Origin of the sequence: Serratia proteamaculans, from assembly GCF_949794035.1 — a bacterium.
In the GTDB taxonomy this organism is placed as follows: Bacteria; Pseudomonadota; Gammaproteobacteria; order Enterobacterales; family Enterobacteriaceae; genus Serratia; species Serratia proteamaculans.
On record NZ_OX461105.1, the window covers coordinates 5,124,043 to 5,144,573 of the forward strand.

General features: G+C 52.1%; 22 protein-coding genes. 12 read left to right on the forward strand and 10 right to left on the reverse strand.

All coding sequences use genetic code 11. From position 1 onward, the window contains the following. Positions 1-15 precede the first annotated feature (15 nt). On the forward strand, positions 16-852 hold the full coding sequence (locus QOT07_RS23855; protein WP_099063465.1) for a TIM barrel protein: 837 nt from the start codon (positions 16-18) through the stop codon (positions 850-852). A 66-nt stretch (positions 853-918) separates the two neighbouring features. On the opposite strand, the gene fetB is transcribed toward QOT07_RS23855, so the two are convergent. The 3 genes from fetB to QOT07_RS23870 all read right to left on the reverse strand — a co-directional run bounded on the left by fetB (position 919) and on the right by QOT07_RS23870 (position 2,821). Next, positions 919-1,692: an iron efflux ABC transporter permease subunit FetB gene (gene fetB, locus QOT07_RS23860; protein WP_099063464.1), complete on the reverse strand. Its 774-nt coding sequence runs from the start codon at positions 1,690-1,692 to the stop codon at positions 919-921. Next, the gene (fetA, locus tag QOT07_RS23865) at positions 1,679-2,356 is read right to left on the reverse strand and encodes an iron efflux ABC transporter ATP-binding subunit FetA (RefSeq protein ID WP_099063463.1); all 678 of its coding nucleotides are present in this window, start codon (positions 2,354-2,356) and stop codon (positions 1,679-1,681) included. The genes fetB and fetA overlap by 14 nt, the downstream gene beginning before the upstream one ends. A gap of 183 nt (positions 2,357-2,539) precedes the next feature. Then, positions 2,540-2,821 carry a FaeA/PapI family transcriptional regulator gene (locus QOT07_RS23870; RefSeq protein ID WP_129936986.1) on the reverse strand — a complete coding sequence of 94 codons (282 nt, stop codon included), beginning with the start codon at positions 2,819-2,821 and terminating at the stop codon, positions 2,540-2,542. A 1,169-nt stretch (positions 2,822-3,990) separates the two neighbouring features. Between QOT07_RS23870 and QOT07_RS23875 the strand changes: the two genes are divergently transcribed. The 9 genes from QOT07_RS23875 to QOT07_RS23915 all read left to right on the forward strand — a co-directional run bounded on the left by QOT07_RS23875 (position 3,991) and on the right by QOT07_RS23915 (position 12,897). Further along, positions 3,991-4,521 (forward strand): fimbrial protein, encoded by a 531-nt coding sequence (locus QOT07_RS23875; RefSeq protein WP_099063462.1) that lies wholly within the window; start codon positions 3,991-3,993, stop codon positions 4,519-4,521. Between the two features lie 88 nt (positions 4,522-4,609). Then, on the forward strand, positions 4,610-5,161 hold the full coding sequence (locus QOT07_RS23880) for a fimbrial protein (protein ID WP_099063461.1): 552 nt from the start codon (positions 4,610-4,612) through the stop codon (positions 5,159-5,161). A gap of 98 nt (positions 5,162-5,259) precedes the next feature. Then, positions 5,260-7,761: a fimbria/pilus outer membrane usher protein gene (locus tag QOT07_RS23885; protein WP_283604045.1), complete on the forward strand. Its 2,502-nt coding sequence runs from the start codon at positions 5,260-5,262 to the stop codon at positions 7,759-7,761. Positions 7,762-7,780: 19 nt separating this feature from the next. After that, positions 7,781-8,536, forward strand: a complete 756-nt coding sequence (locus QOT07_RS23890) for a fimbrial biogenesis chaperone (RefSeq protein WP_099063460.1) — start codon at positions 7,781-7,783, stop codon at positions 8,534-8,536. Between the two features lie 11 nt (positions 8,537-8,547). Continuing rightward, on the forward strand, positions 8,548-9,162 hold the full coding sequence (locus QOT07_RS23895) for a fimbrial protein (protein ID WP_099063459.1): 615 nt from the start codon (positions 8,548-8,550) through the stop codon (positions 9,160-9,162). Then, positions 9,140-10,084: a fimbrial protein gene (locus QOT07_RS23900; RefSeq protein ID WP_099063458.1), complete on the forward strand. Its 945-nt coding sequence runs from the start codon at positions 9,140-9,142 to the stop codon at positions 10,082-10,084. The genes QOT07_RS23895 and QOT07_RS23900 overlap by 23 nt, the downstream gene beginning before the upstream one ends. 11 nt (positions 10,085-10,095) lie before the next feature. Further along, positions 10,096-10,623 carry a fimbrial protein gene (locus QOT07_RS23905; RefSeq protein ID WP_176980405.1) on the forward strand — a complete coding sequence of 176 codons (528 nt, stop codon included), beginning with the start codon at positions 10,096-10,098 and terminating at the stop codon, positions 10,621-10,623. Positions 10,624-10,647: 24 nt separating this feature from the next. After that, the gene (locus QOT07_RS23910) at positions 10,648-12,282 is read left to right on the forward strand and encodes a PglL family O-oligosaccharyltransferase (protein WP_283604048.1); all 1,635 of its coding nucleotides are present in this window, start codon (positions 10,648-10,650) and stop codon (positions 12,280-12,282) included. A 123-nt stretch (positions 12,283-12,405) separates the two neighbouring features. Beyond that, complete coding sequence (locus QOT07_RS23915; protein WP_283604050.1) at positions 12,406-12,897, forward strand: helix-turn-helix transcriptional regulator; 492 nt, start codon at positions 12,406-12,408, stop codon at positions 12,895-12,897. A gap of 12 nt (positions 12,898-12,909) precedes the next feature. Here QOT07_RS23915 and ctlX read toward each other — a convergent pair whose 3' ends face one another. Further along, positions 12,910-13,836 (reverse strand): citrulline utilization hydrolase CtlX, encoded by a 927-nt coding sequence (gene ctlX, locus QOT07_RS23920; RefSeq protein WP_283604051.1) that lies wholly within the window; start codon positions 13,834-13,836, stop codon positions 12,910-12,912. A 143-nt stretch (positions 13,837-13,979) separates the two neighbouring features. Here ctlX and QOT07_RS23925 point away from each other — a divergent pair, with 143 nt between their 5' ends. Next, a complete protein-coding gene (locus QOT07_RS23925) occupies positions 13,980-14,402 on the forward strand; it encodes an Lrp/AsnC family transcriptional regulator (protein ID WP_112349169.1) in 423 nt (140 codons plus the stop codon). Between the two features lie 90 nt (positions 14,403-14,492). On the opposite strand, the gene QOT07_RS23930 is transcribed toward QOT07_RS23925, so the two are convergent. From QOT07_RS23930 to QOT07_RS23950, 5 genes are all read right to left on the reverse strand, one after another. Continuing rightward, positions 14,493-14,702, reverse strand: a complete 210-nt coding sequence (locus tag QOT07_RS23930) for a hypothetical protein (RefSeq protein ID WP_283604053.1) — start codon at positions 14,700-14,702, stop codon at positions 14,493-14,495. 51 nt (positions 14,703-14,753) lie between these two features. Next, a complete protein-coding gene (locus QOT07_RS23935; RefSeq protein WP_099063451.1) occupies positions 14,754-14,963 on the reverse strand; it encodes a hypothetical protein in 210 nt (69 codons plus the stop codon). Between the two features lie 66 nt (positions 14,964-15,029). Continuing rightward, positions 15,030-15,383, reverse strand: a complete 354-nt coding sequence (locus QOT07_RS23940) for a hypothetical protein (protein ID WP_283604054.1) — start codon at positions 15,381-15,383, stop codon at positions 15,030-15,032. A 343-nt stretch (positions 15,384-15,726) separates the two neighbouring features. Then, complete coding sequence (locus QOT07_RS23945; RefSeq protein ID WP_099063450.1) at positions 15,727-16,488, reverse strand: SDR family NAD(P)-dependent oxidoreductase; 762 nt, start codon at positions 16,486-16,488, stop codon at positions 15,727-15,729. Between the two features lie 158 nt (positions 16,489-16,646). Then, entirely contained in the window at positions 16,647-17,432 is a 786-nt protein-coding gene (locus tag QOT07_RS23950; protein ID WP_283604055.1) for a hypothetical protein, read from the reverse strand. A gap of 112 nt (positions 17,433-17,544) precedes the next feature. Between QOT07_RS23950 and QOT07_RS23955 the strand changes: the two genes are divergently transcribed. Next, entirely contained in the window at positions 17,545-18,465 is a 921-nt protein-coding gene (locus QOT07_RS23955; protein WP_283604056.1) for a LysR family transcriptional regulator, read from the forward strand. Positions 18,466-18,513: 48 nt separating this feature from the next. On the opposite strand, the gene QOT07_RS23960 is transcribed toward QOT07_RS23955, so the two are convergent. Then, a complete protein-coding gene (locus QOT07_RS23960; protein WP_283604058.1) occupies positions 18,514-20,436 on the reverse strand; it encodes an FAD-dependent oxidoreductase in 1,923 nt (640 codons plus the stop codon). Positions 20,437-20,531 lie beyond the last annotated feature (95 nt).

The following is a 20,531-nucleotide window of genomic DNA, read 5'->3' on the forward strand; positions in this document are numbered from 1 at the left end:
CAGGAGTAATGCATCATGACCATTGCGCCAGACCGTTTTTGTATCAACCGCAAGATCGCGCCAAATCTGGATTTGGAGCCGTTTTTCAGCCTGGTGAAAAGGTGCGGGCTCAGCAAAGTTGAGCTGCGCAACGATATGCCGAGCGGCAAGGTGACCGATAACCTGAGCAACGATCAATTAAATGCGTTGGCGGCAAAATACGGTATCGAAATCATCACCATTAACGCCCTCGGCAGGTTTAACCTGCTGGACGATCAGGCCGGGTTGCAGAAGAACGCCGAGGCGCTGTTGTCGCAGGCTCAGGCGATCCATAGCCAGGCATTGGTGCTGTGCCCGCACTGTAGCGCGGACGATCGGCGCAGTGAGGAGCAGAAAAAAACCGACACGCTGGCAGCCCTGAAGCTGCTGGCGCCGCTGTTCAAGCAATACGGCGTGCAGGGTTACGTCGAACCGCTGGGGTTCGGCATCAGTTCACTGCGGTCATCCTTGCTGACGCAGTCCCTGATCCGCGATTCAGGCGCGCCGTACAAAATCGTGCTGGATACCTTCCACCATTATTTAAGTGATGTGGCGCAGCCTGAGTTTGATGCGCAGATTCAGATCGAGGGTATTGGCCTGGTACACCTTTCCGGGGTGGAAGATGCACGAGACAAAAGTGCGCTCAGCGACGAAGAACGCATCATGCTGAGTGACCAGGATCGGCTGGAGAGTAAAAAACAGGTGCAGAACCTGGAGCGCCTGGGCTACACCGGCATTTACGCCTTCGAGCCGTTCTCTTCGCAGTTGGATAGCTGGACAGAGGCGGATATCGAACGTGAAATCCGCCAAAGTATCGCTCTGCTGCAAGGGTAATGGCCACAGCGTAGGGGTCGAGCATGCTCGACCTGATTTCACCGGGCGCAGCGTGCATTTATGACGCTATTTCAGCGTGCTCACCACCAGTTGGTGACGGGCATTGTAGAACTTACGGTAGGCCAGGTAGCAGGCGATAATGGTCGACAGGCTGGCGGTGGAAAGCAGCATAAAAGTCACCATAATCTGGTACTTAATCGCCTTCACCGGATCAATACCGGCGAAGATCAGGCCGGACATCATGCCAGGCAGGCTAACCAGTCCAACGGTTTTGGCCGAATCCACCGTCGGGATTAACGAGGCGCGGATGCTGTCGCGGATCAGCGCCGCTGAGGCAAACTTCGGTGAGGCCCCCAGGCTGAGCATCTCCTGAATTTTCTGCTGATCGCTTTTGAAACGCTGCCCCAAATTGTTGTAACACAGCCCGACCGCCACCATCGCATTGCCGGCCACCATGCCAGAAATCGGGATCACCTGCATCGGGGTAAACTCTATCGAGCCGGTCAACACCAGCACCACCAGGGTTAAAACCGCGCCGGTGGTGATGGCTATAAACGAAGTCATAAACGCATGATCGATATATTTGCTGCGCTTTTGCGCGTTGTAAGCCGCGTTAAAACAGATAAACAGCACCATCAACACCGTCAGAATGGCGTTGTTCACATCAAAAATATATTTCAGCACGTAGCCGACAATAATCAGCTGCACCACCGCCCGGAAAATGCTCCAGATAATGTCTTTTTCCAGCGCCAGCTTTTCTTTATGGCTGATTAAAATGGCGATAATCACCAACACCATCGACAGGGCCAAGGATTCATTGCTGATATTATGCTGGTTCATCGGTTTTCTCCTGTGCCCGGGCACCCTGCGCACTCAGGGTAATGACATCATCCGCATGTTTGATTTCGTCTTTATCATGCGTAACCCACAACACCGCCACGCCATGCTGCGCTACCAGCTGATGAATAATCTCGTTCACGTTACGCTTGTTATCTTCATCCAACGCGCTGGTGATCTCATCCAATAACAGCACCTTGGGCATAAACTGCAGATTACGGATCAACGAAATACGCTGCTTCTCCCCACCCGATAATTCGTTAACGCTTTTTTTCAGCATATTTCCCGGCAACCCGAAACGCACCAGATCGGCCTGCATTTTTTTCTCGTCCGGTTTTTGCTTACGGATCTGGTAAGGCAGCGCAATATTGTCATACACACTGTCGCCAAACAGCGAGGGGGTTTGAAAACAGTAAGATACCTGTTGGCGATACTCTTCCGGCGCTATATCGGTGATGGCCTTGCCGGCAAAGATAATTTTTCCACGGGTCGGATCGATCAGCGAGGAAACGATTTTAAGCAGGGTGCTTTTTCCACAGCCGGACGGCCCGGTAATCAGTTTAAACTCCCCCGAATTCAGGCTGAAAGACACTGAATCCAGAATAACTTGCTCATCTATTTGATAATGAATATCATCCAATAAAAGTATTTCTTTGCTTTCCTTCATTTAAGCCCGCATCCCTCATGAACATATTTGCACTCAGGCCGCCAGTATAGAGCTTAAAAAAATGCGCTGGCAATGGTTGGTCATGCATCGTAACAATGGCGTCGGGCTGAGGAGCATTTCGCCCCACCAGCCCTGTATTGATTCACTGTGAAAGGTAGTCAAAAATACAAAACAGGAAAGGAATTACCATTTTTTGGGTGATGCACAAATATACCAGCGTAACGAATTATTGATGCTGCGGTGGGTACAACTCACTTTCCCCTCTTTTTCCAGTGCCAATAACAACGTACGCGTGGTGTAAATGTTCTCACCGCATTTGTCTGCCAACTCCCTGGTTTTAGGCCAGTGTTCCGGAGCCGGCGGATGGTGCCCGCCCGCCCCCGCCGCACGTTCCATACACAGTTTTCGTAACACGTTTAGCATATGTGACTTCCTGATTTCATATGTTATCGGCGCCTTGGCCATCGCGTTCTCCTTGAGTTACTTTTGCCTGCTCCTATCCTGCGGCAGCACGTCGGCCACCCGCAGGGTGTAAATCATGGTGGCTCCCGGTGGAATGGCCGGGGGGCTTTCATCGACATTACTGCGAATGTCGGCATATCCGGGGCGTTGGACAACGACCCGTTAAAATAAGACCCAACGACTCTGGTAGCCTGGTAGATTAATATTCTTAAACGAGTTAACGCGTTGCTGACAAAACGCGATGCGTTACTCTTCAGCTTTTTCCTTAGGATTATTCTGTGAAACTTTTTTCACAGCTACGTTACCCGTGCTATTTTTCCAGCGCAGTTGGACAACAGTAAGCAGATCATTATCAACGCGACCGTAGCGACTGCATAACGGCGAGTTGAATCATTAATTCTGGTAATCATTCCGTTTATCATCCTTTAATTATCGCTTAGGTCATTATTATGTTTCGTGGCCCTTTTTTGATCTGCCAGACCACGATTAATCCTACCCAGCCAAATAACAAAAAATCGCAACAACGGCGGATTTTGGTAATAATCACGCCTCATTGATATTGTTATAATTTTGTTAATTTAAAAAAGGAAACCCTCGTCGTCATAATGAATAAAAGCCGTATTCCAAGCCAAAAACATCGGCATTCTAACCTTTCAAAACAACGAGTTAACTTTTAACTTATGATTAACAGACAGAATTCATCATCTGCTGTTTGAGGGCGATATTATCAAAACAATATTGTTAATTGTAGTGTGATGGACATCTCTGCCGATCTAATATCTCGCATATTGCTATTTACGCAGTCATTTATTCTGCATAATATTTGTATACGATCTATTGATTTTCAATAATATATATTTCTTTTTCCTTTTGGTTTTATATTCTGTATTTGACTTAAATTAATAAAAGGTATTTCCAAGCACACCTATTATTTGCAAGAATAATCCCAGCAAAACGCTATGGCGATTTACCTGTTTTTATTTTACAGATTTTGCCTATACGACTTCCCAAACCTTTCGTTATTTACCCATAAATAACGGGTGGTGGCGTATTGCCCAGAGCAAAAGGATCTGGCTCCAACTACCACGTCGGCGACATGAGGTTGCTGGCGTTGTGGGGGATTTAGATGTGCTGTTCTTTTTATTTAAATACTCTCTACAGGAAATTGAGAAATGAAACTGAATAAATTAATGCTGGCAACCATGATTGCTTTCGCTTCTGCATCTGTTGCTCACGCCGCATCTAACCAGGGCAGCGGTAAAGTTACTTTTACCGGTGAAATTATTGATGCGCCATGCAGCGTAGCACCGGGTTCTGTTGAGCAAACCGTGCCAATGGGTCAAATCAGCAGCCGTCTGTTGGCCAAAGAGGGTAAATCCAGCTCTGAGCCATTCAGCATTGAACTGAAGGATTGTTCTGTATCGACCATGAATAACGTCAAAGTGACCTTCACCGGTACACCGGACTCAGATAACAACAAATTGCTGGCTCTGAGCGGCACTGCCACCGGCGCTGGCATCATGATCTACGACAACCTGCACTCCAAAGACGTTGAACTGGGCACCGCGACCGATGGTCAGGGCCTGACCGAAGGCAATAACTCTCTGAAATTTGCCGCTTACCTGCAAGGTAGCAGCGCTTCTGGCGCAGTGGTTCCAGGCGAGTTCACCAGCGTTGCAAACTTCACTCTGGCTTACCTGTAATCCCTGGCTGGGGATGCCCCTGCGGTATCCCCGCTTTGCCTGCACGGACATTGGGTTACGGGACCAACGGCAACAGGGAGACGCCGGCATGACCAACCAGATTTGGGGTGTATTGCTTATTGCGCTCAGCGTTTGCAGCGCAGAGGCGATGGCAAAAAATCAGGGCCACGGCACGCTCAACCTGGGTGGCGAGATCGTCGAAACCCCCTGCGGGATTGCCAGTGAAAGCCTGGATCAAACCGTTGATTTCGGGCTGGTATCCATGACCGATGCCGCGTTGGATGGACAGCCGGTTCTGATCGGCAGCCGCCGCAACTTTGAGATCAAGCTGGTGAATTGCGAACTGGCAAGCCAGGTCAAACCCGACTTTATCTACCGCGCAGCCACCGTCACCTTCGACGGTACGGCCGACAGCCGGGATCCCGCTTTATTGGCCGTTTATGGCGAAGCGCAAGGCGTGGCTATTGAGCTGCTGACCGCCGACGGCATCCCGATACCGCTGGGTAGCACCACGGCGGATTACCAAATTGTTGCCGGCAATAATACGCTGCGCTTTGGCGCTCAACTACGTATTCATCCTGACAGGGCACGAGCCGGCGGATTCAGCTCACTGGCGAAATTCACCCTGTCTTATCTGTAACGCCTCGTTAGGCGGGTACCGCCATCAGGTACTGAATGACATCACGTATTACGTTTTCAGGTCGTACAGGATGACCTGCTATTGGGCGCGGATTTGCCATGAGTGATTATGCTATGACGTCATTACTGACACGGAAAAAAATACCCCTCACCGTCATTCTATCTTTCCTCTGGGTGCATCCGGCTTTTTCCGCCACGGAATTTAATACCGACGTATTAGATATTGCCGATCGCAGCAAAGTGGATTTATCGCGTTTTTCCGATGCCGATTACGTCATGCCCGGTACCTATTTGCTGGATATCAAGATCAACCAAAAAACCCTGCCGCAGCGCAGCATCCAGTATTATCCGTCGCCGGACCAAAACAACCGTTCTCGCGTCTGTCTGCCGCCGGATCTGGTTGAAAAAATGGCGTTGAAAGAAGAAGTCGTCAAAAAAATCACCCTGTGGCACGACAACAGCTGCGCCGATATCAGCGGCATTAAAGGGGCCACGATTTCCGACCGCATCGGCAGCGGCGTGTTGGCGATTACCATCCCGCAGGCCTGGATGAAATATTCCGATCCGGACTGGACCCCACCGGAGCAATGGGACGACGGCATTCCCGGCCTGTTGCTGGACTACAGCATCAGCGGCCAGATCGGCAAACAGAGCCACAATCACAATACTGCACAAAACCTCAGCAGCTACGGGACCATGGGCGCTAACCTCAGCGCCTGGCGCCTGCGCGCCGATTATCAGGCCAACTACAACCAGCAGGCCGGTGAGCGTGACAGTAATTTCGACTGGAATCGCATCTACGCCTATCACGCGCTGCCAATGCAGGCCGCCAAGCTGACTCTCGGTGAAATCTATCTTGATTCGGGGATATTCGACTCCTACCGCTTTACCGGCCTCAACCTGGCCAGCGACGAACGTATGCTGCCACCAAACCTGCAGGGTTATGCGCCGGAAGTCCGCGGCATCGCCAAAAGCAACGCCAAGATCACCGTGTCGCAGGAAGGCCGTACGCTGTATGAAACCACCGTGCCTGCCGGGCCGTTCGCCATCCAGGATCTCAACAGTTCGGTACGCGGCCGGCTGGATGTGAAGGTGGAAGAACAAGACGGCAGCGTTTCAACCTTCCAGGTAGATACCGCCACCATTCCTTACCTGACGCGCCCCGGCTATGTTCGCTACAACGTCGCCGTAGGTAAGCCCTCGGCTTACGATCACCGCACGCAGGGGCCGGTGTTCTCCACCGGCGATTTCTCCTGGGGGTTAACCAGCGCCTGGTCACTGTACGGCGGCGCACTGCTCAGCGGCGATTACAACGCTTGGGCGCTCGGCCTGGGCCGCGATCTGAACGTGTTTGGTGCCATGTCGGTTGACGTGACGCAATCCATCGCTCGCCTGCCCGGTGAACCCACCGCCAGCGGCCTGTCATTCAAGGTCAACTACGCCAAACGCTTCGATGAGATGAACAGCCAGATCACCTTTGCCGGCTACCGTTTCTCACAGCGCAAGTTCATGAACATGTCGCAGTACCTGCAAGAACGCTACAGCGACTACGACGAACGCTATGACGGCCGCCAGAAAGAGCTGTACACCATCACCGCCAGTAAAACCTTTATGGCAGAAGACAACGCCAAAGCGATCACCGCTTATCTGACCTATTCGCACCAAACCTACTGGGATGCCAGGGCACAGGATCGTTACGGGGTGTCCGCCAGTAAATTATTCAACGTCGGCAATGTCAGCAACATCACCGCATCGCTGTCGGCCTATCGCACCACCTATCACGGCCGTACCGATGACAGCACGATGGTGAATTTCAGCGTACCTATTGGCGATCGTCGGCAACTGGGCTATTCGCTGCAAACCAGCAACAGCGACGTAACGCAGACCGCGTCTTATAACGACTACAGCGATCCGAACAACACCTGGCAGCTCAGCGGCGGCTTTAATCAGTCCGGCAAATCGCTTACCAGTGGCTACTACAGCCATAACGCCTCGTTTGGCACACTCAATGCCAGTGCTTCTTACCAGCAGGACAGCTATTCGTCGATCGGCGGTACCTTCCGCAGCGGCGTTACCGCTACCCGACATGGCGTAGCCGCACACCAAAACTCCAGCAACGGCGGCAGCCGGATGATGCTGGATACCGACGGCATCGCCGGGGTACCGATCAACAACGGTCGCGCCTACAGCAACCGCTTCGGTCTGGCAGTGATCTCCGACATCACCAGCTACTACAACACCGATACCCGCATCGACGTCAATACCCTGGCGGACGACGTGGAGGCCACCCGGGCCGTAGTCCAGGGCACGCTGACCGAAGGTGCCATCGGCTACCGTCACTTTGAGGTGGTGAAAGGCAGTAAGCTGCTGGCCACCATCAAACTGGCTGACGGCAGTGAACCGCCGTTTGGTGCCATGGTGCTGAGCGAACGTGGCCGTGAAGTGGCGGTAGTGAACGACGGTGGCTCGGTCTACCTGACCGGCGTGCAGCCGCAAGAACAGCTGGACGTCGCCTGGGAAGGCCAACGCCAGTGCCGCATTGTCATACCGACTGCCGCCAAGCCGCTGGACCAGCTATTGCTGCCCTGCACCAAACTGTAATCCGTAACACAGAGAATTAATGATGATGAACAACTTCCCGTTAGTAAAAATGGCCGCACTGGGCCTGGTATTGACCGCTGCAGCCCCTGTTGCCAATGCGGCGATATCGCTGGATCGCACCCGTGCCGTCTACCTCAGCGACGCGAAATCGATCAGTCTGAATATCGTCAACGAAAACAAGGAACTGCCTTTCCTGGCACAGTCCTGGCTGGAAAACGAGCAGCACCAGAAAATCACCTCGCCGTTGGTCGTGTTGCCGCCATTGCAAAGGGTTGAAGCCAATGAACGCAGCGTAGTGCGCATCACCAAGACGCCGGAGGCTGACCGCTTGCCGCAGGATCGCGAATCAGTGTTCTATTTCAATCTGCGAGAGATCCCGCCGAAAAGCAGCAAAACCAATGTGATGCAGTTGGCACTGCAAACCCAGATCAAACTGTTTTATCGGCCGAAGGCCATCGTCGCGCCGAAAGGCGAAGTGTGGCAGGAGAAACTGGTATTCCGCAAAAACGACGGCGGCTTCACCATTGAGAACCCTACGCCGTTTTACATCACCCTGACCGGCATGACCCGCCAGACCGAGAAACAAGGCGGCGGCGCACTCGGTGACTTTAAAGCGGTGATGCTGAAACCGAAGTCCAGTGAATCCGTCAAGCTGCGCGACAACGGGCTCAACAGCTTTGTCGTCAGCTATATCAATGACTACGGCGGCCACCCGGAGCTGCGCTTCGTCTGCAATGGCAGCGTCTGTAATGTCGTGCCCGATGCGAAAAAATAAGGAGATAGCACATGGCTGAATTCACCGGCGGCCGTCTGCGGCCACTGTTGCTCGGCGCGTTGCTGCTCACCGGCAGTGCGACGGCGGCAACGCCATTGGGTGTGATCCAAGGCACCACCGGCACCGTCAGTTTTCATGGTGGCCTGCTCAGTTCCCCCTGCAGTCTGACGCCGGACAGCCAGGATCAGGCGATTGATTTGGGTGATGTCAACGCAAGTGATTTCCAAAATGCCGGCGATCAAAGCGCGCCGGTACGTTTTCGTCTCTCCTTTCGCAACTGCCTGCTGGGAGCCAAAGCATTGGCAGATAACCCGGCAGGCCCCCGCAATGGCGACGCCGGACAGCTTTATCTGAAGGGCGAACAGGCCGTTACTCTGGTATTTCTCGGCGACAGCGATGTCAACAACCCGGATCTGCTGAAGCTTAACGGCGGTGTGCAGGGCGTCGGCCTGCGGTTGAAAGATCAACAAGGCCGCGCACTGTCGCTTAACCAGCAGAGTCGCCCCTACATTCTGCAGCCCGGCAGCAATACGCTGTGGTTCAGCGCTCAAGTCGAGTCCACACAGAAATATCCTCTGGCAAATCAATTCAACGGAGTGGTGCATGTTCAATTGGTCTATTTATAAACGCCTGCTGCTGTTGAGCAGTCTGACGATGCCGTTCAGCGTACAAGCTCTGGAATGTCATCTGGATAGCGCCAATGGCATTACAGAAGAAAGCGAAGATATCGGTCAGTTAAAGATCCCGGCGACCCTGCCGATCGGCGAACGGCTTTGGACCTCGCAGCCGATGAGCCGCAACGTAGTCTGCTGGGGCTACTCCAACGTGCCGCAAGGGGAATGGGTTTATTTCTATCCGAACCCGGATAAAAAACTGTTCGCCCCGGGCATTTCCATGGGCGTCATTTATAACGGCACTGACCTGGGCTTGATCACCACCGCTGCCCAAACAGACATGTTCCGCAAACCCAATCAAAAGGAAATGGGTCACGTCAACTATCAAGTCTATCTGCAAAAAACCGGAGACATCACGCAGGGGGGGTCCAGCCAGATTTCGATCTTTCAACTGGATGGGGTCAAGGGCCTCAATAATAAACCGGGGAAAAACTACCGATTTACCCTGACCGGACTGGACAAGATCCAGGTGATCCAGTGTTCCGCATCGGTAGAGCTCACCACACCGGAAGGCGTCAATTTTGGTGAGGTCCCGAGCTGGAAACCCAATGCCGGCACGGTAGCAAGTAAAGATTTTACCGTATTGATCCGTAAAAATGGCTGCAGCGACAAGTTCTCACTGAACGCTAACTTTATGGTGAAAAGCGGTTCGTTAGTCGATGCCACGGGCCTGGATATGGATAACGGCTCGGCATTGCGCATTTACGACAACACCAACCCCAAGTGGATAAAATACAACCAATTCGACAGTTTTGCCGATATGACTAACCGCGATCAGGTGCAGAAATCTTATACCGCATCGTTGCAGGCAACCGCCGAAGGAAAGGAGGGCGACTTTCAAAAAACCCTTATTTTGTTGATTAACTACATTTAATGGCGGCTGAAATGAAAAAATACGCTGTTATTACCACCTTGTGCAGCATCAGTTATTTATTTTCCTGCACCGCGGCGGCAGAAAATAAAGAAATCGATTTTTTCGGCACCGTGGTAAGCCGCCCCTGCAATATTGAACCGAAATCGGCCGATCAGGTGGTGGAGATGGACACGGTAATCGTCAAAACGCTGTACCGCTACGGCCATAGCACCCCGGTTCCCTTCAGCATCAAGCTGACCGACTGTAAAACGGCAGTGTTCAAATCCGTCAACGTGACCTTCAGCGGCACCGAAGACGGCGAGTTGCCGGGCAAGCTGGCGATTAATAACGGCACCAACGGCGCCGCTATCGCCCTGTTTGATCACCAGGGGGCGGATATTGATTTGAACCAGATCTCCAGCGCGGTGGCATTGCAGGATGGTGACAATATTTTGAATTTCACCGCCTATGTGCAGGGTCACCCCAGCGCGATACAGAATAAGACCATTACCGAAGGCGAATTTAGCTCGGTGGCCAATTTCGTGCTGGCCTACCAATAAGCCTGAGGTTTGCAGGAACAAGTGATGATTTCCAAACCCAAAGCGGCCTGGTTATTCGGGCTGGCGGCGTTTTATTGCCTGATCGCCATGCATATTTACTGGCCCAATCGCGGCGGCAGCGGTTTTTATCTGCCGTGGAATCTGGTCGGTGGAATTTTTATCGCCCTGACTATCCTCGGCGCGATGCTGTTTTGCCGACCGCCGTTAGCCGTTTCCGGCTTTTTTAACCGGCTGGCGCTGGGTAGCCTGATTTTATTTTTGCCGTTGTTGTGGGCGCAGCAACCCTGGCTTAGTGAAGCCTTACCGCGCCTGATCGGGCTGGCACTCGGCGTGATGGCCTACTTCGCGCTGCTGCAGATCCCACTCGACCGCTCACGGCGGCGCAGGCTGCTGACATTGCTGCTGGCGGCGACGGTGATCGAGGCCCTGTTCGGTCTGGTGCAATACAGCCTGCTGCAACCGGGCAACTGGATCGGCTATAACAGCCTGAAAAACCGCCCCTACGGTATCTTCCAGCAGTGGAACCTGATGGCCAGCTTTATGGCCACCGGCCTGGCGTTGGCACTGTACCTGCTGAGCAACCGCCGCCCCTTGTCGCGCAGCCTGCAAGGGTTAAGCACCAGCATATTGTTACTGGCGCCGCTGTTGCTGGTGGTGATTGCCTCGCGCGTCGGCCTGCTGGCCGCCCTGCTGCTGTCGCCGCTGCAACTGTGGATGCTGTACCGTATTAATCGCCGCCGTGCCGCCGCCGCCTTGTTGCTGCTGATTGCCGGGGTTGGCTCCGGCCTGCTGCTGGTGGTGATCAACGGCGCGACGCGGGCGGTCACCGTGGCGGAGCCGATTTTTTACCGGTTGGCTTACTGGCAAGAAGCGCTACGCATGATCGCCGAGCGCCCGTGGTTTGGCTGGGGTTACGGTCATTTTCAACACGATTTTCTGCATCATTTCTACACCACCCACAGCAGCGGGATGGAAAGTGTCGCGATCAGCCACCCGCATAACGAAATTTTGCTGTGGGGCATCGAAGGCGGCCTGCTCAGCCTGAGCGGCATTGCTATCGTCTGCTGGGGGTTATGGCGTTTGCTGCAACGCACCCGGGCGTTGCCACTGCGCCCCGCCCCCTGGATGGCAGCGCTGCCGATCCTGCTGCACATGATGGTGGAGTACCCACTTTATCTTTCCGCCGCCCATGCCGTGCTGCTGCTGGTGATCCTGCGTTCTGGCGACGTACGCCGCCGTTTGCAATTACCCCACCGCCCACAGCAAACCCTGCGCCTGCTGACCGGCATCACCGCTGTACTGATGCTGCCCTATCTGCTTAACGGCCTGCACAGCGCGCTGATCATTACCGCGGTGGAAAAAACCGGCCTGCGGCAGTTTGGCCCCATGAGCCAGGTGCTGGCGCCAACGCCCTGGCAGGTGCGATATGACTACGATGTCCAGTTGCAGCGGCTGCTGCAATATCCGCAAACCCGCGATGCCACCACCCTGTGGAGTTACCGGCAATGGGCCGAAAACGAAATCCTTGTGCGGCCGGACGCCAATATCTATATCAACCTGATAGCGGTCAGTCGCCTACTGCAACAACCCCAGCGGGCCGCCGATCTGCAGCGTCAGGCACATCGACTGTTTCCGCACGATATGCGCTTTGAGGAGTAATCATGCTTAATATTCGGTTCACCCTGCTGGGCAGCGATAACTTTTATCAATTCGGCTTACGGCTGCTACTGGAAGTAGTATCTGCAAGACCTGAACAGCAGCAGCCGTAGATATCCGATCGATATGCAGAATCTGGATCCGATCGAAATCGTGTTCCGCACCCTGGAAGATACCTGTGGCTGTGCCCGCTGCTATCAAAGCCCGCACCAGACGCCGCGCCACCGGCAAATGACCGTGCTGGTCCTCAATGATCGTGATACCCGATATTCACACGCCCATCCGGCACTCTTCAGCATTAACCTGCGCGATGACTGCACCATGGTTCGCAACAAGTTGCAGATGGCGCTGGAGCTCTTTTGCCAACAACCCTGGGTGGCCATGCACGCCAGCGATATCTGGAAATGTCGGCAGTGCCGCATCGCCGCCCTGAGCAGTTGCGAAAAGAAAGTGCTGAAACTGATGAGCACCGGTATGTCCGCCTGCACCATCGCCGGCATGTTAGACCGCAGCCAGAAGACCATCAGCGCCCATAAGCGCTCGGCGATGCGCAAGCTGAACGTAAACAAAAACACCGAGCTAAACAAAATGCTGTTGAATCAGATGGGGTTGAATTAAAACCGGCAGGGATCAACCCGCCGCCAGCTTCTTTTGCAGGAAGATCTCCGCCAGCATGCAGCGTGCACCACCGCCGCCGAGATCTTCAATAATGTCGATCGGCCCCAGTGCCAGTCGGGCATAACCGCTAATCAACCCCTGCTGCTGCGGGGTGAAACTGGCCCAGGCGCGGGTCGACATGGCGTAAACCGGGCTGCCGTCTTCGGCGCGCAGTTCCAATACGTTGCAGGCGAACGCCTCCATCTGAGCGAAGCTGACGTCAATAAGGGTTTTTCCGCTGCGTTCCAGCGTGGCGATCAGCGCGCTTTTTTGCGCCTCATTACACAGGCTTTCAAGACAAATAATGGCGAACTGAGCGCCGACGCTCATCATCACATTGGTGTGATAGATCGGTTGATTATTACGATCCACCGCGTCAAACCACACAATCTTATAGCCGGAGTGGCATTCAAATTCGTGGCCAACCTCCGGCGAACTGCGGGAAGACAGGCAGCAGTAAGCCAGCTTGTGCTGGTGATCCAGGATCAGTGAGCCGGTGCCTTCCAGAAAGCGTCCGGCCAATTCGTGGGTGGAAAGATCGATTCGTCGTTCAATCACAAAATCATTGGCGAGCTGCGCGATAATATCCTGGCGGCGTTCCCGTCGTCGGTTGAGCGCTTCCATCGGAAAGGTGAACAGGCTGCCGTCACCCAACAGAGCAATCCAGTTATTGGGAAATAAGGCGTCCGGCGTTTCCTGCCCGCTAATCTCATCAATCACCCTGACATCGACCCCGGCTTGCTGTAATGCAGCGACGTAGCCGTTAAAGGCAACCAATGCCTCTGCCATGTGATTTTCATTTTTCTGCGTAATCTTCTGGAAAAAATTACTGAGCAGGGTTTCCTGATTGGCGGCAAAGCCAGACGGCCTGATCATAAAAACGGATTGGGTGGTTTGCATGATATTTCTCACCGGGTTCAGGATTTTCCAAGGGCTGGCACTACACCATTATGGATAATCAACTTGAAGCCAAACAGTGTGAAAAATGACTAAATTGCTCTATATTTTTACAAATCGATACTTAACAGTGACACTTTGACAGCATGAATGATACCGATCGCCAGATCCTCGCGCTGCTGCGCGAAAACGCGCGTGCCTCCGTCACCGAGATCGCCGGCAAGGTGCGAGTCTCGCGCGCAACGGTACAAAAAAGAATTGAGGCGCTGGAAGCACAGGGGATCATCACCGGCTACACCATCCGTATAAAACCGGGCGTGGAACATAACCGCATCCGTGCCTGGATGTCTGTGGCGGTAGAAGGCACCAAGGCGCAAAGCGTGTTGCAACAGCTGCGCGGTGAGCCTTCGGTCTTCACCCTGCACACCACCAACGGCAAGTGGGATATTCTGGTGGAGATCCGTACCGACAGCCTGGAGAACTTCGATAAAATTTTGGGCCGCATCCGGCGCATCGCCGGTATTTCCAGTACCGAGACCAGCATCCTGCTGTCGACGCACAAGGCTTAGCGGCTCACGGGAGGTTTGACTACCCCAAATTTTAAACAGGCAATACCGCAGATGAAGGTAGGGCTAAAAAGAAGCGGTAAGTGATGGCTGTTATTTAAACTCTTTATCATTACACCAATAGTATAAAGCGAAGATACTCATCCACAGGGTATAAAAACCTACAAAAGAAAGAGCTGCGACGATAACGTCAATCAACTGCCCACAAGGCTGAACAATCTGCAATGATGACTTATTGATAAACCATAGATTAAAAAGACTGGCAGCCGCAGCTAGCGGCCTACAGGATTTTCGGCTTTCCATGCCCCTCTCCCTTTACGAGTTATATTAAAACGAAACGGTAATTGATAGCGGTTACTTAAATTCTTCCCCCTTATACCAAAAGTACAAAGCAAATACATTCATCGACAAGGTATAAAACCCGACAAAAGAAATAATCGCAACAATGATATCAAAGACATCCCCACAAAACTGGGCAATCTGCAATGATGATTGATTGACAATCCACATATTAAAGGAACAAGAGCCTACAGCTGATGGCATCCAGGATTTTCGACTTGCCATGTTAACCTTCTTTGCGAATTTATTTATTAAATGCTCGGGTAAATATTACCCGAACATTACTTACAATTACCAATGGCACTGGCCATTTACGCTGTTTGGATTGGCATCGCCCCCAAAAGCGCCCCGCCCCCTATCACCATTATTATTATATGGGCTGTTGCTGGGGTATCCTATTGCTCCTGCGATTCCTGCCATAATTCCCGCAGCAATTATTCCATATGGGCCAAGTCTGGATGTAACTGAAATCCCTGCACCAAGTAAGCCTATGACAGCAGTATCATTTACTTGGGTTTTAGGCGCACCGCCCCCATTACCGCGACCGCGCTGCTTGTTTCGGCCACCATTATCGGTACGGTCCCCGCCATTATTCCCTCGGCCACCGGCTATCTGATCTAATAAATTGCAATCAATAGTTTTCATTAACGGTTCCTTTTATTTGAATTATTTAATTGACCTACGCCTTTTAATTCTATTTATTGTTAACCCGTAGATTCCTCAAAAGCAAGCTAATACCAATAAAATAAAAACGCGTAGTTCACATATTTTCAACGCTACATATAAATACATATAATAATTTAATCATTAAACAATGATTTATTAATGCAGCGATGGGAATAAGGGGGGTGTTTTTTTAGCTTTATCACGTGCAAATACTTTTCACTTACCGATTCATTTAAATCTTATAACTGATATATAACGCATGCGGCCACTGCCGGGGAAGGCAGTGGCCGTATGCATTTAATGCTAGTGAAAATTCACATGCTTAAATTACATGGTTACCCGCGGTGATACCGCCGTCAACAAGCAGGGTTTGCCCGGTCACAAACCGGCTACCTTCGCCAGCCAGCATATCGGCCCAGGCGACAATGTCGGATATTTTACCCAGTTTGCGTAATGGGTGCAGGTTCGCCAACGCGCGGAAGGCCTCTTTATCCATAAGTTCATCGTACAGCGGGGTTTCGATCACGCCCGGTGCAATGGTGTTAACCCGGATATTGTCTTTGGCAAACTCGATCGCCAAATGGCGGGTCAGCGTGTGCATACCCCCTTTGGCCACCTGTGAGGCGGAGCTTGGCGTCGCTTCAAGCGGGTGCTCTACCCACATTGAACCGATATTAATGATAGAACCGCCGCCTTGCTTGATCATGGTAGGGATCACCGCCTGTGACGCAAAGTAAGGTCCTTTTACGCCACTGGCGTAATAACGATCCAAATTCTCTTCGGTCTCATCAAGGAAAGGCTTGGGAACAAAGATACCCGCATTATTGATCAGCACATCTATCGTACCGAATTTTTCCATCGCCACCCGGGCCATATTATCACTGGTGGTTTTCAGACTAATATCTCCGGGCGCCAATGCAATGCGATCTTTATCGGCAGGGTGTTCAGCCAGAAACTTTTCTAGTTTCGACGCGGTCCGACCGTTAATCACAACATTGGCGCCCTTAGCCAGAAAGTGCTCCGCCATCGCTTTCCCCAGGCCTGAGGATGCACCGGTGATCAATACTGTTTTTTTAGCAAACATACTATTTCCTTACTTATCAAATATCATCAGGACTACTCTGCTGGGGATAACTACCTGACCGCTGAAGCAGTAATACTGAAAAATTACAGGCCGTTGACCAACCAGCGGCCCTGATTAACGCCGAGCCTTGCGAGAAACTCGCAAGGCAGATATCGCAGTTACACGCGTTGTGGCGCAACCTGAGGTTGGGCAAAAGGAGGCGACATAGGGTAAGCCGAAGGCTCGCCATGTAAGTGCCGCGACAGTGGTAACCACATCGTCAGGATCGGCGTAGTGCGATCAAATACTTTTTGCACATTAAGCTCTAATGGCAACAGGGGTTCCGCTGATGGAAGTAACGCCAGACGATCTATCGAGCGTGTCGCAACGTCACTCGGCTGGTCGCCATCAACCTTGCTGGCAACGCTCAGGATGGCGATTTGTTTCTCATCCGGCTGGTACATCAACCACACCGCCGCCAGCCCCTGCTTTTCGGCCTGCTTGCGCAGGGTCGGCCAGATGCGGGTCAGCAACTGCTCTGGATTATCGCCATTGAATGTCCAGCGCTCGAAGCGGTTCACATGGTGAGTGGTCGCTAATGGGGTAAAGTCATGGGCACCAATCACCTTCCAGATATGGCGATCTACCGGGCCAAAAATATCGCGGTCCCAGAATTTAACCCCCGGTTCAAACTCCAGCTCTTCACTGGTAAAACGGGCGTAATCGCTCACATTTTCCCAGGTATCAAACAAATATCGGCCACCATTAATTTGCGCGCCCGTGGCGGCATGGAAACCCAGCGGCGAATATTTACGGTTCATGCCAGGACGAATATCCATGCTGCGTCGTTCTATTTCCATTTGATCAACCAGCACCTGATTCGGAATATCGCCAACTAATTCAAAATCGGAAGTCATTGCTGCTTTGGCAAGGATCTCGCCAGTTTCATAACCTAAAATAGTCATTCGTTATCTCCTTAAAATATCCAGTACTGCTTGAGAGAAAGCTACTGTACTTCCCCCCTGCGGAATGATAAATAAGGTAAAGAACACAGGGCTTATTACATGGAGTAACAGATTGCAGCGAAAATTCGACGATCTTCAATTGGGCACGCTCGAGCTATTTTGCCTGGTCGCTGAGGTGGGCAGTTTTTCAGCGGCGGCCGTGTCGTCAGGCATTACGCCAGCGGCGGTCAGCCGTTCGATCGCCCGGCTGGAAGATCGCCTGGGTGTCCGGCTGTTTGTCCGTTCCACTCGCCATATTCACCTGACCGATGCAGGCAAAGGCTTTGCTGAACAATGCCGGGAGGCGATAGCATTAATCGACAATGCAGAACGGCAGATACAAGGCCAGCAGTTGGAGCCCGCAGGGTTACTACGCATCAGTATCCCCACGCCTTACGCTCACTTTCGGCTGTTACCGGTCCTGGCGGCCTTTAGCCAACGCTACCCTAAAATTCAGTTGGCACTGAACCTTAACAACTACAACGTTGACCTTACGGATGGCGGATACGATCTGGCGATCCGCGGTTATCACCCCGCTGACTCAAACCTGATTGCCCGTAAGCTGGAAGATGCCGAGTTGGTGGTGATTGCCTCTGCCGATTATCTGGCGCGGGCCGGTGAACCCAAGCAACCGGAAGATCTGGCCCAACATAACTGCATTCAGTTTGAGCTGCCCAGCACCGGCAAAAGCGCCCCCTGGACGCTTAAGCACAATAATAAATTGATCGATGTCGCCACTCGCGGCAATGCCAGCTGCAATGGGGATTTTTTGGGCGGGCTGACGCTGGCAAAACATGGCATGGGGGTATTTCAGACTTACCGTTTTACCGTAGAAGAGCTGCTGGCGAGTGGCCAACTGGTGGAGATCCTGACGGAATATGGCGGAGCCACGCGGCCCTTTATTATGGTCTACCCGCACCAGCGGCATAAGTCGCTGGCGCTGCGCAGCCTGATGGATTTTTTAGTGGCGACGCTGCAACCGGCTTCAGCCTAATCATGCTCCGCCGGTTTGCTTAATGCCCGTCAACAACGGGAGCCGCCTTTATGCTCCATAGCCGGCAAGATAACCTTCGTGCATGGCCGCCAGGCCATTGCGCACCTGCTTAGCATCGCCAATGACCTGGGTTAAAATCCCCGCCTCATTCAGCGGGGTTTCCAGTTTGTTGACCGAACGGGAGCCTGCTGCCACCACTACGGTATCAACATCATCCAGCCTGATCTGTTTACCGTTTTTCTCAATGGCAACATAATCATCGCCAATACCGACCACTTTTGCCGATTTGATCACATCCATACGGTAATGGCGAATAGCCTCTTTAAGGCCTATTTTAGTTTCTCGCTCCAGGCCCGGAAGGATCTCATTGCGCATTTCCACAATGGTAATAGAACTGCCGCAAAAGGCCATGTATTCGGCAGTTTCTACCCCCACGGAGCCCCCGCCGATCACCACGACATTCTCACCAAACGGCGCATCCTGCGTTAATATCTTGTTAGCCTGCACAACACTTTGACGTTCAATCCCGCTAACAGGCGGTAAAATCGGTTGGCTGCCGGTAGCAATAATCACCTTATCCGGGGCTAACGCCACAATCTCTTCCACCTCAGGGGCTGAGTTAAGCTTTATGGTTATATTCAGGCGTTTCATTTCGCTGATTTGCCATTTAACCAGCGACACCAACTCGCCTTTAGATAAAGGTAAACTGGCGATTAACCAGGTTCCCCCCAGTCGGTCTGATTTTTCATACAGGGTAACGTCGTGCCCTTTTCGCGCGGCCGTAATAGCGGTTTCACAACCGGCAATGCCGCCGCCGATAATTACGATGTTCTTCTTATCGACGGCTTTAGTCAGATCCAGCTGATATTCACGATTGATTTCTGGATTGACCATACAACGACAGATTTCCCCACGGACATTGTTACCAATGCAGCCCTGATTACAGCCAATGCAGTGGCGGATTTCATCCCAGCGCCCTGCCAACACCTTATTGGGCAGGTCGGGATCCGCAAGAGAGGCACGTGCCATACCGACAAAATCGCTCTTCCCTGATAACAGGGTAGTTTCAGCCAGGTCGGCATCATTAATCCGCCCCGTGGTGATCACCGGGATACTGACTATTTTTTTAATTTCCTCGGCAATATCGACGAAAGGTGCGTTCCCCACCTGGAAAGGTTCAACAATATTGTTTGAGACGGTGACAATGCCCTGAGAGCAATTGATGGCATCGATACCCAGTTCTTCCATCCTTTTGACGATCACCCGGGTTTCTGCGATTGATAGCCCACCGGGGACAAACTCCTTAGTGGATAACCTGACCAATACCGGAAAATCGTCCCCGACCTTAGTCCTGACATCCTTAACAATCTCTTCCAGAAACCGCATGCGATCTCTCAAACTACCACCATACTCATCAGTTCGATGATTGGTGTATTTAGACAAAAAGTTTGAAATAAGGAAGCCATGCGCGGCATAAATTTCTACTGCGTCAAAATTGGCCTTTTTAAGGTTTCTGGCCGTATCACCAAATTGAGAAACGATTTTTTTAATTTCCGGAATGGTCATCTCTCTCGGTTTAAACTCACCGTAAACATCTTTCAGCGCTGAGGAGCTGACGGCATTTTCTCTTGGATGCCCATGATAAATTTCTCTGCCTGCATGGGATATTTGCGCCGCAATCTTTGCACCGGTTTGATGTACACGCCGTGTCAATTCCGTATGGTTTTTTATCAGATCGTCGTTCCAAATCCCCAATGCCCGGGGGAAATAGCCGACGTGTGGCGCTATGGCATAATACTCCGTGATGATCATCGCCCATCCACCCTGGGCTTTACGCGCTAAATAGGCCATCAGTTGTTCAGTGGCGTAACCTTCATCGGTGGCCGTCAGGGTTGAAATAGAGGTTACAATCATCCGGTTTGCTAACCTGAGATTGCCAATCTTGCCAGGTGTAAATAATTTGATAAACATAATATGTCTTCTTAATTTAATTATTCCTGGCGCCATTTAACCCTAAATAGTTAGTTTTATTTTTGATTATGCGTGCCTGTTTTCCAATATGTTAT

What these genes read in the sequence shown, in the direction of transcription:
- QOT07_RS23925 (WP_112349169.1), top strand. Translation starts at nt 13,980, where the DNA reads ATGAATGATACCGATCGCCAGATCCTCGCGCTGCTGCGCGAAAACGCG.
- QOT07_RS23895 (WP_099063459.1), top strand. Translation starts at nt 8,548, where the DNA reads ATGGCTGAATTCACCGGCGGCCGTCTGCGGCCACTGTTGCTCGGCGCG.
- QOT07_RS23945 (WP_099063450.1), bottom strand. Translation starts at nt 16,488, where the DNA reads ATGTTTGCTAAAAAAACAGTATTGATCACCGGTGCATCCTCAGGCCTG.
- QOT07_RS23885 (WP_283604045.1), top strand. Translation starts at nt 5,260, where the DNA reads ATGAGTGATTATGCTATGACGTCATTACTGACACGGAAAAAAATACCC.
- QOT07_RS23880 (WP_099063461.1), top strand. Translation starts at nt 4,610, where the DNA reads ATGACCAACCAGATTTGGGGTGTATTGCTTATTGCGCTCAGCGTTTGC.
- QOT07_RS23910 (WP_283604048.1), top strand. Translation starts at nt 10,648, where the DNA reads ATGATTTCCAAACCCAAAGCGGCCTGGTTATTCGGGCTGGCGGCGTTT.
- QOT07_RS23890 (WP_099063460.1), top strand. Translation starts at nt 7,781, where the DNA reads ATGATGATGAACAACTTCCCGTTAGTAAAAATGGCCGCACTGGGCCTG.
- QOT07_RS23915 (WP_283604050.1), top strand. Translation starts at nt 12,406, where the DNA reads ATGCAGAATCTGGATCCGATCGAAATCGTGTTCCGCACCCTGGAAGAT.
- QOT07_RS23905 (WP_176980405.1), top strand. Translation starts at nt 10,096, where the DNA reads ATGAAAAAATACGCTGTTATTACCACCTTGTGCAGCATCAGTTATTTA.
- QOT07_RS23870 (WP_129936986.1), bottom strand. Translation starts at nt 2,821, where the DNA reads ATGGCCAAGGCGCCGATAACATATGAAATCAGGAAGTCACATATGCTA.
- QOT07_RS23855 (WP_099063465.1), top strand. Translation starts at nt 16, where the DNA reads ATGACCATTGCGCCAGACCGTTTTTGTATCAACCGCAAGATCGCGCCA.
- QOT07_RS23935 (WP_099063451.1), bottom strand. Translation starts at nt 14,963, where the DNA reads ATGGCAAGTCGAAAATCCTGGATGCCATCAGCTGTAGGCTCTTGTTCC.
- fetA (WP_099063463.1), bottom strand. Translation starts at nt 2,356, where the DNA reads ATGAAGGAAAGCAAAGAAATACTTTTATTGGATGATATTCATTATCAA.
- ctlX (WP_283604051.1), bottom strand. Translation starts at nt 13,836, where the DNA reads ATGCAAACCACCCAATCCGTTTTTATGATCAGGCCGTCTGGCTTTGCC.
- QOT07_RS23900 (WP_099063458.1), top strand. Translation starts at nt 9,140, where the DNA reads ATGTTCAATTGGTCTATTTATAAACGCCTGCTGCTGTTGAGCAGTCTG.
- QOT07_RS23940 (WP_283604054.1), bottom strand. Translation starts at nt 15,383, where the DNA reads ATGAAAACTATTGATTGCAATTTATTAGATCAGATAGCCGGTGGCCGA.
- fetB (WP_099063464.1), bottom strand. Translation starts at nt 1,692, where the DNA reads ATGAACCAGCATAATATCAGCAATGAATCCTTGGCCCTGTCGATGGTG.
- QOT07_RS23875 (WP_099063462.1), top strand. Translation starts at nt 3,991, where the DNA reads ATGAAACTGAATAAATTAATGCTGGCAACCATGATTGCTTTCGCTTCT.
- QOT07_RS23960 (WP_283604058.1), bottom strand. Translation starts at nt 20,436, where the DNA reads ATGTTTATCAAATTATTTACACCTGGCAAGATTGGCAATCTCAGGTTA.
- QOT07_RS23950 (WP_283604055.1), bottom strand. Translation starts at nt 17,432, where the DNA reads ATGACTATTTTAGGTTATGAAACTGGCGAGATCCTTGCCAAAGCAGCA.
- QOT07_RS23930 (WP_283604053.1), bottom strand. Translation starts at nt 14,702, where the DNA reads ATGGAAAGCCGAAAATCCTGTAGGCCGCTAGCTGCGGCTGCCAGTCTT.